Origin of the sequence: Vreelandella piezotolerans (assembly GCF_012427705.1) — a bacterium.
GTDB lineage: Bacteria > Pseudomonadota > Gammaproteobacteria > Pseudomonadales > Halomonadaceae > Vreelandella > Vreelandella piezotolerans.
Window position 1 is genome coordinate 3,643,070 of the sequence record NZ_CP048602.1, and the last position, 13,041, is coordinate 3,656,110.

The following is a 13,041-nucleotide window of genomic DNA, read 5'->3' on the forward strand; positions in this document are numbered from 1 at the left end:
CGGTGTATACTGTGCGTTTATTTGACAGCACGCAGCCACACTCGTCGCCCTGGCGGACACTAGGGCGCCCGGAAAACGGTAGGCACTGCCCGATGAGCGACACGACACCCCCACACGATTTTGCCGCAACGGTGGCCCAACTCGAGACCATTGTGGAACGCCTGGAGTCCGGCGAACTCTCATTGGAAGATGCGCTGACCGCCTTCGAGCAAGGCGTACGACTCACCCGCGACGCCCAGCAGCGGCTCGACAGCGCCGAGCTGAAGGTCCGGGCGCTGAGCGAAGATGCCGACGGCAAACTCGACGTCGCTCCCTTTGCCAGCACCTCGGAAGCAGGCGATGACAGCGAGGAGACGCCGCCATGGTAACGGCTCAAGCTTCCCGGCTTACCACGCTGCGCCACGCCAGCAGCCGCCGTGTCGACGCGACGCTTGCCGCTCTGTTCGACGCTCGCCCCGCCGTCGATGCGCGCCTGGAAGCCGCCATGCGCCACGGCCTGCTGGTCGGTGGTAAGCGCCTACGTCCACTGCTGGTCTATTTAGCGGGCCAAGCCCTCGGGGCGAGCGACGACGACCTTGACGCGCCAGCGGCCGCCATCGAACTGATTCACGCCTACTCGCTGATTCACGACGACCTGCCTGCCATGGACGATGACGACTTGCGGCGCGGTCAGCCCACGGTGCACAAAGCCTTTGATGAGGCCACCGCCATTTTGGCGGGCGATGCCCTGCAAGCGCTGGCATTCGAAGTGCTCGCGAGTCGCCCATCTCCTCGCCTGAGCCAACTAGTCACTACCCTGGCAGTCGCCTCGGGCCGTGACGGTATGGTGGCGGGGCAAGCGCTGGATCTGGCCGCCGTGGGCGGCCACCCGGATGCCGAGGCCATGGCCCACATGCATGCCCATAAAACCGGCGCGCTGATCGTCGCTGCCGTCCGGCTAGGGGGGCTCGTCGCCGTGGATGACCACGATCCGCGCCTGGCGGCGCTGATTCGCTACGCCCGCGCCATTGGGCTAGCCTTCCAGATTCATGACGACATCCTGGATGTGACGGGTGACACCGCCACGCTGGGCAAAATGTCCGGCGCTGACGCTGCCCGCGCCAAACCTACTTATCCCAGCTTGCTGGGTCTGGAAGGGGCGCAGCGTAAAGCGAACACGCTTATTGACGAGGCCATTGCCGCCCTCGCCCCGCTAGGCGAGCAGGCCGCACCCCTGGCCGACCTTGCCCACTATATGATCGAGCGCGACCACTAACGATGCCTATGAAGCTGTTCGACGAGATACCCCGCGAGCGCCCGGCGACGCCACTGCTCGACTCCTTTGACCACCCCGCCGCGCTGCGGGCCATGAACGCCAAGCAGCTCGCCCAGCTCGCCGACGAGCTGCGTGCCTACTTGCTCTACAGTGTCGGCGTTACCGGCGGCCACTTTGGTGCCGGGCTAGGCGTTGTCGAGCTCAGCGTCGCGCTGCATCACGCCTTTCACACACCGAAAGACCGCTTGGTATGGGACGTGGGCCATCAGGCCTACCCGCATAAAATCCTCACTGGGCGGCGCGATGCCATGCTCAGCATTCGCCAGCACGGCGGCTTGGCGGCATTTCCACGTCGAGCCGAGTCCGAGTACGACACCTTTGGCGTGGGCCACTCCAGCACCTCGATTTCTGCCGCGCTAGGCATGGCTCTGGCCGCCCAAGCGCAGCGAGACCCGCGCAAGGTATGCGCCATCATTGGCGACGGCGCGCTGACCGCGGGAATGGCGTTCGAAGCGCTGGCTCACGCAGGCCACGTCAATGCCAATCTGTTGGTCGTGCTCAATGACAACGAAATGTCGATTTCCGAAAACGTCGGCGGCATTGCCACCTACCTTGCTCGGGTGCTCTCCAGCAAGCCCTACCTCAAAATGCGCGAAGAGGGCAAAAAGGTGCTCTCGCACCTGCCCGGCGCGCTGGAGCTTGCCAAACGTACCGAAGAGCACATGAAAGGCATGGTCAGTCCCGCCACGCTATTCGAAGAGATGGGCTTTCACTATGTCGGCCCCATCGACGGTCACGACTTGGAAGCGCTGACCCAAACGCTGCGTAACCTGCGCGACCAGAAAGGGCCGCAGTTTCTGCATATCAAAACGGTCAAAGGGAAAGGCTTCCTGCCCGCCGAAGCGGACCAGATTGGCTACCATGCGATCACGAAGCTGGAAAAAACCAGCGCAACCGTGAGCGCCCCGCTGGTGAGCAAACCGGCCAGCCCCAGCGCGCCGAAGAACGCCCCCAAGAAAAAGTACTGCAACGTGTTCGGCGACTGGCTGTGCGATATGGCCGCCGCCGACCCACGCCTGATGGGCATTACACCTGCCATGGGTGAGGGCTCGGACTTGATACGCTTCTCGCAAACGTATCCCCAGCGTTACTTTGACGTGGCGATCGCCGAGCAGCACGCGGTGACTCTCGCCGCAGGGATGGCCTGTGAAGGTATGAAACCGGTGGTGGCGATCTATTCCACCTTTCTGCAGCGCGGTTACGACCAGCTGATTCATGACGTGGCGGTGCAACATCTGGACGTGACGTTCGCTATCGACCGTGCAGGTCTCGTGGGCGAAGACGGCCCCACCCACCACGGCAGCATGGATCTTTCGTTTCTGCGCTGCGTGCCGGGCATGGTGATTCTGGCGCCTGCCGATGAAGCCGAATGCCGCGCCATGCTCAGCGCCGCCTACTACCATCCTGGACCAGCCGCCGTGCGCTACCCCCGCGGCACCGGTCCTGGGGCCGTCATTCCAGAGCACCTAGAGCCGCTGGCGATTGGCGAGGCCCAGGTGCGTCGCGAGAGCACCAGCGACGGCGTGCGCATCGCGCTGCTGGCCTTTGGCAGCGTGAACAGTGCCGCCGCCGACGTGGCTGAGAAGCTCAATGCCACCCATATCAACATGCGTTCCGTAAAGCCGCTGGACCGCGACGCGGTGCTTCACGCGGCGGACGAACATGAGCTGCTGGTCACCTTGGAAGAGAACGTCGTTGCGGGCGGTGCAGGCAGCGCAGTCAACGAGCTGCTCAACGCCGAAGGCGTTCAAGTGGAAGTCCTTAACCTAGGCCTGCCAGATGCCTTCGTAGAGCACGGCACGCCCGCCGAGCTACTGCGCGACTGTGGCCTGGACGCGGAAGGTATCGAGCGCGCCATTCGTGCCCGGCTGCCGTAACGTTCATGCGCACCCCACGTGAATATAAACTATCGAGATCTCTATGTTATTTCTAATCATTGTGTTTGGTTTGATTGGCCTCGCCATCGGGGGCCCCATTGGCCTCCTGGTGGGTGGGGGCCTAGGTTGGTGGCTGGGACGGCGCATTAGTCGTCGCTTGCACGCAGCTCGCATGCAGCTTCAAGAAGGCTTTTTGGAGTCGATCTTTTCGGTGATGGGCTGCCTGTGCCAAGCGGACGGCAAGGTTACCGAAGGCGAGCTCGGCGTGACCGAAAAGCTCTTCGATCAGATGCGTTTGCAGGGTGAACACCGCGCCAAAGCGCGCGCGGCCTTCGAGCGTGGCCGCGCCGATGATTTCGATCTGGAAGCGGAGCTGGCCAAGGTCAACCGCCTGACCCAGCGCCAGCCGGTACTTCGTCAAGTCTTTTTGCAGGTTCAATTGAGCGCCATTGCCGCCGATGGCGTGCTGCACCCTGCCGAGCACGAGATGATACTGCGTGTGGCTCGCGGCGTTGGCTGTAGCGATGCCGAGGTGCAGCAAATCGAAGCCATGCTGCACGGTGCGGCGGCCAATTCTCAAGGCGCCAGCGAGGAGGCGTTGAAAGATGCCTACCGCGTGCTTGGGGTATCGGAAGATGCCAGCGACGCCGAGATCAAGAAAGCGTATCGTCGCCTGATGAGCCAAAACCATCCGGACAAACTGGCCGGCAAAGGGCTGCCGGAGAGCATGCGCGACGTCGCCCAGGCACGCACTAGCGAAATCGGCAACGCTTACGAACGTATCCGCGCAGCCCGCGGCCAATAGTCGGTCCGTGACAGACGGCAAGGGAGTCGCTACATTGAAAGCTTCACGGTACTGCCTGGAGCCGACGAATGATCTCGCTATACAGCTTTCCCAACTCCCGCTCTTTACGAGCCGCCTGGACGCTTGAAGAGCTGGGTCTGCCATACCAGTGCCACCACGTTGCGCTGGATAAAGGCGAAGGGCAAAGCACCGAGCATCTCGCCCGCCATCCGGATGGCAAAGTACCGGTACTGGAAGACGGGGAGCTAACGCTATTCGAGTCAGCCCCCATCTGCCGCTACCTCGCCGAGCGATATGGCGAGGGGCAACTGCTGCCACAGCACGAGACCGAACGCGCACAGGTCGACCAGTGGCTTAGTTTCATCGTTACCGAGATCGAGCAGCCACTGTGGCTGCAAGCCAAGCACAAATTCGCCCTGCCTCAAGACAAGCGCGTCCCTTCAGTGCTACCCACCGCCGCTTGGGAATTCCAGCGAGCCCTGCTCGCGCTCGAGCGCCGCTATCGTGGCCAGGAAAATCTGGTGGGCGATACCTTCACGTTGGCGGATCTGTTCTTAACGCACACGCTCACTTGGGCCACAAGCATGAAACATCGCTTGCCGGAGCCGCTGGTGGCCTATCGCGCCCGCCACGCCAATCGCCCAGCGCTTGCCCGCGCCGCCGAAAAAGAGCAAGCAGCGGCGCAAGCGAACCAATAATCACGCATGAGGCGCAGGAAGCCGGGGTGGCAACTGCGCCTGACCCTCTTCGGCGCGGGCGGCACCCCAGGCACTCTTCAAGCCCCCCGGAAAACCACTTCGCTGGCTATAATCTGGGGTGATACCGCCTTGATAGGCATGGCGTTGGCTCAGCGCTTTGGCGCAGCCATAATCCACTATCGTCAGCACGCCTACGGCGGTGAGTGCCAAATAAAGGTTCTCTTTATGCGACGGGTGACGCTTCAAGGCAAACGTAAGCGCTGAAAAGTCGAGCACATCCCCCACCACGCGGCTCCATATCGCGCGGGTCGGATTATCAGACAGCGCGCCGATGCCGCTGACGACTCCGCGGGCACCGCACGCGCGTATTTTATTGTGCCGCTGCGGCATTCCCAGCGCTCGGCCTAGCCGACGCGGCGCCACTAACTGATACAACCCCATCCCTAGGCTTAACCACCCCAAACCTCTGGCCAGCTTGTCCGCTGGTGACATCGAGCGTGTTGATGAGCGGGAATGGCGTTTCATCGGTGTGTTCATGCACTCCTCCCTGGGTAGCATCACGGTTTCAGTATGACTTTGACGCAGCCATCCTGTTTATCTCGAAAGGTTTGATACATTTCAGGCCCCTGGGCCAAATCCACCGCGTGGGTAATCACAAACGAAGGATCGATTTGTCCCTCGTCGATACGCCGTAACAGATCGTCCGTCCAGCGGTTGACGTGGGTTTGCCCGGTGCGCACGGTGAGGCCTTTGTTCATCAGTGCCCCCATAGGAATTTTATCGACCAACCCGCCATACACCCCGGGAATGGATAGAATACCGGCCGGACGGCAGACGTAGATCATTTCACGTAACACGTGAGCGCGGTCGGTTTCTAACCACATGGCCTGCTTTACCCGGTCGTAGACCGAGTCCAGCGAGCGCGTGGCGTGGGCTTCTAGCCCCACCGCGTCGATGCACTTTTCAGGCCCTTTACCGTGAGTCAGCTCCTGCAATCGGCCGAGTACGCTCTCGTGGGCAAAATTGAGCGGAATCGCACCGCCGGCAGCAGCCATCGAGAGTCGCTCGGGCACGTTATCAATGACCACGACCTGCTTGGCGCCCAACAGTACCGCACTGCGAACGCAGAACTGACCAACCGGGCCTGCGCCCCAGATCACGACGGTATCGGTGGGCTGAATGTCACACTGCACGGCGGCCTGCCAGCCGGTGGGAAAGATATCGCCTAGAAACAGCACCTGCTCATCGGTGAGCGTATCGGGCACTTTAATGTGGGTGGTATCGGCGAAGGGCACCCGCACAAACTCGGCTTGGCCGCCTGCATAGCCGCCAGTGAGTTGAGAGTAGCCAAATAGTCCAGCACCGCCATGGCCAAAGACTTTATCTGCCAGAGACTTGTTACGATTGGAGCGTTCGCAAACCGAGTAGTTACCGCGCTGACACTGCTCGCATTCGCCACAAAAAATGGTGAAAGGCACCACCACCCGGTCGCCTACCTTGAGGTTTTTCGTCTCGCTGCCCACCTCCATCACCTCGCCCATGAACTCGTGGCCGAGGACATCGCCACAGGACATACCGGGCATATAATGGTCGTAAAGGTGCAAATCAGAGCCGCAGATGGCGCAGCTACTCACATTGATAATGGCGTCGCGGGGATGTTCGATTGCGGGGTCGGGCACGGTGTCGTAACGAACATCGTTCTTACCGTGCCAGCACAATGCTTTCATGACGGCTTCTCCTGACTAAGGTGCATATAGCGTCCTGCTACGTATCACCATAGCTCAGACACCCAACAACCAAAGTTAAGAAAAGCAGGTTATTGCACGTTCGAAGAAAAACGCGCTTTTAACGGGCAACTTAGATTAAAAACGCGATCAATAAAGGTTAGCTACTTAGCCTTTGCGCTCGATATCCACATCGCTGGCTTGGGTAAAGTCGTCCAGCGCCATCATATGGCCAAGCTTTCCCGCCTTGGTGGAAAGATACTGCTCGTTGTGGGGATTCAAGCCAGTGGTGATCGACAGCCGCTCGACGACGTTTACCCCATCGCGACTCAACGCATCCACCTTACGAGGGTTGTTGGTCATCAGCTTAAGCGCGGTGATGCCCAAGTGGTCGAGCATCGGGACGCAGAGGTCGTAGCGGCGCATGTCGGCACCGAAACCGAGTTGCTCATTGGCCTCTACGGTATCGGCCCCCTGGTCTTGCAGATGATAGGCACGGATTTTATTGAGCAGCCCAATACCCCGCCCCTCCTGACGCAAGTAGAGCAGCACGCCGCGCCCCTCTTCGGCGATGCGCTTCAGCGCTTCTTGCAGCTGGTAGCCGCAGTCGCAGCGCATGGAAAACAGCGCATCGCCCGTCAAGCACTCGGAGTGTACGCGCCCTAGTACCGGCTCGCCGCCGCTCACATCGCCCAACGTCAAGGCGATGTGGTCCTTACCCGTGGCGTCGTCTTCGAAGCCATGCATAGTGAATGTGGCCCAGGGAGTGGGCAGCCGAGAGGCAGCAATGAAGCGAATGGTCACAGGTTTCCTCGCTGATTAACCAAACCAGTTAACCACACCAGTGTTGGCGAAGTGGGCGGACAGTTTATCAGGAAGCCGCGCGGGCCTCACGGTCTTCGCAGGGTACGACGATGTTGGCCACGGTTTGCGCCGCCATCCCCGGCGATCTTCACGTACAATTCCTATCTTCAGGTAGAATGACTCCCTTACAATGCGGGCAAATTTCTCAAGAGCAAGTGTTTATGACCACCACACCTTTGCAAAACGACCGTTTTCTTCGCGCGCTGGCTCGCCAGCCCGTTGACCGCACTCCGGTGTGGATGATGCGTCAAGCAGGACGCTACCTGCCGGAGTACCGCGCCAGCCGCGCCGACGCGGGTAGTTTCATGGACCTGTGCCGCAATCATGACCTGGCTTGCGAAGTCACCCTTCAGCCGCTGGAGCGCTACCCGCTCGACGCCGCGATTCTGTTCTCGGACATTTTGACCATCCCCGACGCCATGGGGCTGGGCCTCTACTTCGAAACCGGCGAAGGCCCCAAATTCAAGAAGACCGTGCGCACGCCGGAAGAAGTAGCGGCACTGACCGTGCCGAACGCCGAGCGCGATTTGGACTACGTGATGCGCGCGGTGTCCACTATCCGCCGCGAGCTGAATGGCCGCATGCCGCTGATCGGCTTCTCCGGCAGCCCTTGGACGCTGGCGACGTATATGGTCGAGGGCGGCTCCAGCAAGGATTTCCGTCATCTGAAAACCATGCTGTACGACACGCCGGACACCATGCACCAGCTACTGGATACCCTGGCGCAGGCGGTCACCGACTATCTGAATGCGCAGATTCGTGCGGGCGCTCAGGCCGTACAGATTTTCGACACCTGGGGTGGCGCGCTCTCCACGCCGGCGTATCTAGAGTTCTCGCTGCGCTATATGGAGCAGATCGTCTCCGGGTTGATCCGCGAGCATGACGGCCGCCACGTGCCGGTGATCCTGTTCACCAAAAACGGCGGACAGTGGTTGGAGCATATCGCCTGTGCCGGTGCCGATGCCCTAGGCATCGACTGGTCGACCGAGCTATCCGATGCTCGTGCACGCGTGGGCCATAAAGTCGCCCTGCAGGGCAACCTGGACCCCAACGTGCTGTTTGCCCGCCCCTCGGCCATTCGCGCCGAAGTGGCACGCGTGCTGGAAAGTTACGGCCACGGTCCGGGTCATGTATTCAACTTGGGCCACGGCATCAGCCAGTTCACCAACCCCGATCACGTCACCGCCTTCATGGAGGCGCTGCACGACCTAAGCCCGCAGTACCATCAGGGCATTCCGACCCAAACGAACGATCAATGCCCAGGAGCCAAGTAATGAGCGACCTACGCGACGACCAGTGGTTTACCGAAGTCTTCGATAGCCATGGCAGCGCTTTCTCGCTGAAAGTCACCGAAAAACTGCTGGATGTACAGAGCCCCTACCAACACCTGGAAGTCTACGCCACGGAGACCTACGGCCACCTGATGGTGCTGGATGGCTGCGTGATGCTGACCGATCGCGATAATTTCCTGTATCACGAAATGATTGCCCACCCGGCGCTGTTCACCCATCAAGACCCCAAGCGGGTGGTGATCATTGGCGGCGGCGACTGCGGCACCTTGAAAGAAGTGTTGCGCCATCCGGGCGTCGAGAAGGTCACCCAGATCGATATTGATGAAGAAGTGACCAAGGCGGCTGAGCGCTTTTTCCCGTCGCTGGTGGAAGCCAACGGCGACCCCCGCGCCGAGCTGCTGTTTGCCGACGGCGTGAAGTGGGTCGACGACGCCGCCGACGAGAGCATCGACGTGCTGATCATCGACTCCACCGATCCGGTCGGCCCTGCCGAAGGCCTGTTCAAGACCGACTTCTTGAAACGCTGCCACCGTATTCTGAAAAGCGGCGGGGTGATGGTACAGCAGAGCGAATCGCCGCTTTATCATAGCGGTTCGATCATCCGCGAACTGCGCAACGACATGCGCGAAGCAGGCTTCGATAGCGTCGCCACGCTACCCTTCCCCCAACCGGTGTATCCCTCGGGTTGGTGGAGCGTGACGTTGGCCGGTAAAGCGACCAGCGTTGAAAGCTTCCGCGAAGAGGCTGCCGCCGATCATGAAATGCCGCTACAGTACTACACAGTAGATGCCCACCGGGGTGCCCTGGCGCTGCCGCCCTTTATGCGTAAAGCCTTCGCATAAGCGGGCAGCTACGCTAGGTATCTGGCCGGGCTCTGCCCGGCTTTTTTATGCGCCAATCATCGTGCGCGCCACGTTAAGGAATAACAAATGAACACCACGCGTTGGTTTGGATGGGGAGTCACCCTGTTAGCGCCCGCCCTATGGGTACCCACGGCCATGGCCGATACGCTACAAACGGTGCAAGAGCGCGACAGCGTGCGCTGCGGCGTCAACGCGGCTCAGCCCGGCTTTTCGTCCTTAGACGATAACGACGAGTATCGCGGTCTGGATACCGATGTGTGCCGTGCCGTGGCGGCCGCCGCGCTGGGTGATGCCAGCAAGGTCAACTTCGTGCCGTTGGATTCGGTGGAGCGCTTTGCCGCGTTGCAATCAGGTGAAGTAGATGTCCTTTCTCGCACCACCACCTGGACGTCTAGCCGCGACACCACACTGGGCATGCACTTTACCGGTGTGAGCTACTACGACGGCCAAGCCTTCATGGTGGCCAGCGACTTGGGCGTGCAGAGCGCGCAAGAGCTGGATGGCGCGGCGGTGTGTACGCAGTCGGGCACTACCAGCGAACTCAATCTTTCCGACTACTTCCGTATCAACGACATGACCTACGATGCGGTGGTGTTCGATTCACCCGAGCAGTCGATTGCGGGCTTCGAAGCAGGCCGCTGCGACGTCTTGAGTTCGGATGCCTCGCAGCTCTACGCCCAGCGCATTCAACTGGCCGATCCCAACATGGCCGTCGTCCTACCGGAAATCATCTCTAAAGAGCCGCTAGGCCCCGCCGTACGCCAAGGCGATGATCAGTGGTTCAACATCGTGAAGTGGTCACTGTTTGCCATGCTGAATGCCGAAGAGCTGGGCGTCAGCCAAGCCAACGTGGATGAGCAGCTAAGCTCAGAAAATCCCGATGTGATGCGCCTGCTTGGGCAAGACGGTGATTTTGGTGAGGCCATGGGCCTACAATCAGATTGGGCTTACCAAATCGTCAAACAGGTCGGTAACTATGCGGATATTTATGAACGCAACGTGGGCACCCACTCCGACTTCAACATTGCCCGTGGCCTGAATGCCCTGTGGAAAGATGGGGGCATTCAGTACGCGCCGCCCATTCGCTAGTGCGCTCGGTCACTCGCCAGCGGCTGCGCACCAAAAAGGCGCAGTGCGTAGCCGCTGGCGCACTTTTTTGCACCAAGACCTTCGTTAAATTCGCTGATTTTACGTTGAAAAGCGCTGAATTTGACGACATATCTTTTTTGGCACCTTCCTTGCTAGCTTTTAGTGATGCATCACCATGCATAACGACACTAAATCGAGGAAGGGGAACACAACATGATCAATAAGAAACACCTGGTACTTCTGGCCTCCGCAGGCGCCATCTCTCTTGCGGGCGTGGCGACCGCCCAAGCCGATACGCTGGAAGATACCCGCGAACGTGGTGCCGTACAGTGTGGCGTCAGCGACGGCCTGCCAGGTTTTTCCGCCCCGGACGATAACGGTAACTGGCAGGGCCTCGACGTTGACGTATGCCGTGCCGTGGCCGCTGCGGTACTGGGCGACGCCGATGCCGTCAACTACATCTCTTTGAACGCCGTCGAGCGTTTCACCGCGCTGCAGTCCGGCGAAGTGGACGTTCTGTCTCGTAACACCACCTGGACCACGACCCGCGACACTACCCTGGGTCTGAACTTCACCGGCGTTAACTTCTACGACGGCCAGGGCTTCATGGTCTCTCGCGACCTGGGTATCACCAGCGCGGCCGAGCTGGATGGCGCGGCGATTTGTATTCAATCAGGCACCACTACCGAGCTGAACCTGGCTGATTACTTCCGTGCCAACGGAATGGAGTTCGACCCCATCGTTTTCGATACCTCCGAGCAAACCGTAGGTGGCTTCCAGGCTGGCCGCTGTGACGTTCTGACGTCTGACACTTCTCAGCTGGCGGCCCTGCGCATTCAGCTCGACGACCCGTCGGGCGCGATGATTCTGCCCGACGTCATTTCCAAAGAGCCGCTGGGCCCGGTCGTACGTCAGGGGGACGATCTGTGGTTCAACATCGTGAAGTGGTCGCTGTTCGCCATGATCAACGGTGAAGAGTACGGCGTGACCAGCGAGAACGCAGAAGAGATGCTCAGCTCCGATAACCCGGACGTAGCGCGTCTACTCGGCCAGGACGGCAACTATGGTGAAGGCATGGGTCTTGACGCCGACTGGGCCTATAACATCCTGAGCCAAGTGGGTAACTACGGTGAAAGCTTCGAGCGCAACGTAGGTATGGGTTCACCGCTGGAAATCGAACGCGGTGTCAACGCCCTGTGGAACCAAGGCGGCTTCCAGTACGCACCGCCGATTCGCTAAGCGTCTCGCTTGACCCCGGCCCGCCACCCTTTTTGGTCATGGCGGGCCATTTGATTGACCTTCCGTATCGCGGAGACGCCACCCATGTCCGTAAGACCTAACGCTCGCCCCGTTGGCCAAAAGCCACCGTTCTGGCGAGACCGCGCCAAACGTGCGCTCATCTTTCAATGTCTGCTGATTGCCGCTGTCATCGCTTTTCTGTTCTATATCGTCGGCAACGTGCAAGACAACCTCTCCTCACGGGGTATCACCACAGGTTTTGGCTTCCTGAGTAATACCGCCGGTTTTGGGATCGTTCAGAGTCTGATCGACTACTCTTCCCAAAGCACCTATGGCCGCACCTTCTTCGTTGGCCTGCTGAATACGCTGCTGGTGGGTGGGTTGGGCGTTATTGCCGCCACCATCATTGGCTTTATCGTCGGTATCGCTCGTCTATCGCCCAACTGGCTGATCGCCAAGCTAGCCGCCGCGTATATCGAAACCTTTCGTAACATTCCGCTGCTGCTGCAGATTTTCTTTTGGTACTTTGCCGTGCTGCGGGCGCTCCCCAGCGCTCGAGAAAGCCTCGCGTTCGGCGAGGCCGTGTTTCTTAACGTACGCGGGCTTTATCTACCTGAGCCGCTGTTCGAATCGGGCTTCGGGCTGATTCCTGTCACCTTCGTGATCGCCATCGCGGCCAGTATTGCGCTGGTGATATGGGCAAAACGCCGTCAGGAAGCCACGGGGCAGCGAATTCCCGCTTACTGGATCTCCTTTGTACTGATCTTTGGGCTGCCCCTGTTGGTCATGTTGGCCACTGGCGTACCCATTACTTGGGAAATGCCCGAGCTGCGTGGCTTCAACTTCCGCGGCGGCATCACGGTGATTCCTGAGTTTCTGGCGCTGTGGTTCGCACTCTCGATCTACACGGCGTCGTTCATTGCCGAGATCGTGCGCTCCGGTATTCAGGCCATTTCACATGGCCAAACCGAAGCGGCGCAGGCACTGAGTCTGCCGCGCAACCTGGTGCTGCGCCTCGTCATCATTCCTCAGGCATTGCGGGTCATCATCCCCCCGCTCACCAGCCAATACCTGAATTTGATCAAAAACTCGTCGCTGGCCACGGCCATTGGCTATCCGGACCTCGTGTCGGTGTTTGCAGGCACCACGCTGAATCAGACGGGCCAGGCCATCGAGGTCATCGCGATGACCATGGCGGTGTATCTGACGATCAGCCTGCTGGTGTCGATGTTCATGAACTGGTTCAACGCCCGCGTGGCGCTGGTTGAACGCTAG

Annotated in this window: 13 protein-coding genes; 10 read left to right on the forward strand and 3 right to left on the reverse strand. The window is 60.1% G+C overall.

Going from position 1 to position 13,041, the window contains the following annotated elements; translation table 11 throughout:
* Window positions 1-92 precede the first annotated feature (92 nt).
* The 5 genes from GYM47_RS16700 to GYM47_RS16720 all read left to right on the forward strand — a co-directional run bounded on the left by GYM47_RS16700 (window position 93) and on the right by GYM47_RS16720 (window position 4,695).
* The gene (locus GYM47_RS16700; RefSeq protein ID WP_139525986.1) at window positions 93-368 is read left to right on the forward strand and encodes an exodeoxyribonuclease VII small subunit; all 276 of its coding nucleotides are present in this window, start codon (window positions 93-95) and stop codon (window positions 366-368) included.
* Window positions 362-1,255, forward strand: a complete 894-nt coding sequence (gene ispA / locus GYM47_RS16705; protein WP_139525987.1) for a (2E,6E)-farnesyl diphosphate synthase — start codon at window positions 362-364, stop codon at window positions 1,253-1,255. Before GYM47_RS16700 ends, ispA begins: the two co-directional genes overlap by 7 nt.
* A 2-nt stretch (window positions 1,256-1,257) precedes the next feature.
* The gene (gene dxs / locus GYM47_RS16710) at window positions 1,258-3,192 is read left to right on the forward strand and encodes a 1-deoxy-D-xylulose-5-phosphate synthase (protein ID WP_139525988.1); all 1,935 of its coding nucleotides are present in this window, start codon (window positions 1,258-1,260) and stop codon (window positions 3,190-3,192) included.
* A gap of 43 nt (window positions 3,193-3,235) precedes the next feature.
* Complete coding sequence (gene djlA / locus GYM47_RS16715; protein WP_139525989.1) at window positions 3,236-3,997, forward strand: co-chaperone DjlA; 762 nt, start codon at window positions 3,236-3,238, stop codon at window positions 3,995-3,997.
* Between the two features lie 68 nt (window positions 3,998-4,065).
* Window positions 4,066-4,695: a glutathione S-transferase family protein gene (locus GYM47_RS16720; RefSeq protein ID WP_139525990.1), complete on the forward strand. Its 630-nt coding sequence runs from the start codon at window positions 4,066-4,068 to the stop codon at window positions 4,693-4,695.
* Here GYM47_RS16720 and GYM47_RS16725 read toward each other — a convergent pair whose 3' ends face one another.
* The 3 genes from GYM47_RS16725 to ribA form a co-directional block, all read right to left on the reverse strand.
* Window positions 4,696-5,232, reverse strand: a complete 537-nt coding sequence (locus GYM47_RS16725; RefSeq protein WP_231125645.1) for a hypothetical protein — start codon at window positions 5,230-5,232, stop codon at window positions 4,696-4,698.
* Window positions 5,233-5,252: 20 nt separating this feature from the next.
* On the reverse strand, window positions 5,253-6,422 hold the full coding sequence (locus GYM47_RS16730) for a zinc-dependent alcohol dehydrogenase (protein WP_139525991.1): 1,170 nt from the start codon (window positions 6,420-6,422) through the stop codon (window positions 5,253-5,255).
* Between the two features lie 165 nt (window positions 6,423-6,587).
* Window positions 6,588-7,223: a GTP cyclohydrolase II gene (gene ribA, locus GYM47_RS16735; protein ID WP_139525992.1), complete on the reverse strand. Its 636-nt coding sequence runs from the start codon at window positions 7,221-7,223 to the stop codon at window positions 6,588-6,590.
* A gap of 221 nt (window positions 7,224-7,444) precedes the next feature.
* Here ribA and hemE point away from each other — a divergent pair, with 221 nt between their 5' ends.
* From hemE to GYM47_RS16760, 5 genes are all read left to right on the forward strand, one after another.
* The gene (gene hemE / locus GYM47_RS16740) at window positions 7,445-8,557 is read left to right on the forward strand and encodes a uroporphyrinogen decarboxylase (protein ID WP_139525993.1); all 1,113 of its coding nucleotides are present in this window, start codon (window positions 7,445-7,447) and stop codon (window positions 8,555-8,557) included.
* The gene (gene speE, locus GYM47_RS16745; protein WP_139525994.1) at window positions 8,557-9,417 is read left to right on the forward strand and encodes a polyamine aminopropyltransferase; all 861 of its coding nucleotides are present in this window, start codon (window positions 8,557-8,559) and stop codon (window positions 9,415-9,417) included. Before hemE ends, speE begins: the two co-directional genes overlap by 1 nt.
* An 87-nt stretch (window positions 9,418-9,504) precedes the next feature.
* Window positions 9,505-10,527 carry an amino acid ABC transporter substrate-binding protein gene (locus GYM47_RS16750; RefSeq protein WP_139525995.1) on the forward strand — a complete coding sequence of 341 codons (1,023 nt, stop codon included), beginning with the start codon at window positions 9,505-9,507 and terminating at the stop codon, window positions 10,525-10,527.
* Between the two features lie 213 nt (window positions 10,528-10,740).
* On the forward strand, window positions 10,741-11,766 hold the full coding sequence (locus GYM47_RS16755) for an amino acid ABC transporter substrate-binding protein (protein WP_139525996.1): 1,026 nt from the start codon (window positions 10,741-10,743) through the stop codon (window positions 11,764-11,766).
* 84 nt (window positions 11,767-11,850) lie between these two features.
* A complete protein-coding gene (locus GYM47_RS16760) occupies window positions 11,851-13,041 on the forward strand; it encodes an amino acid ABC transporter permease (protein WP_139525997.1) in 1,191 nt (396 codons plus the stop codon).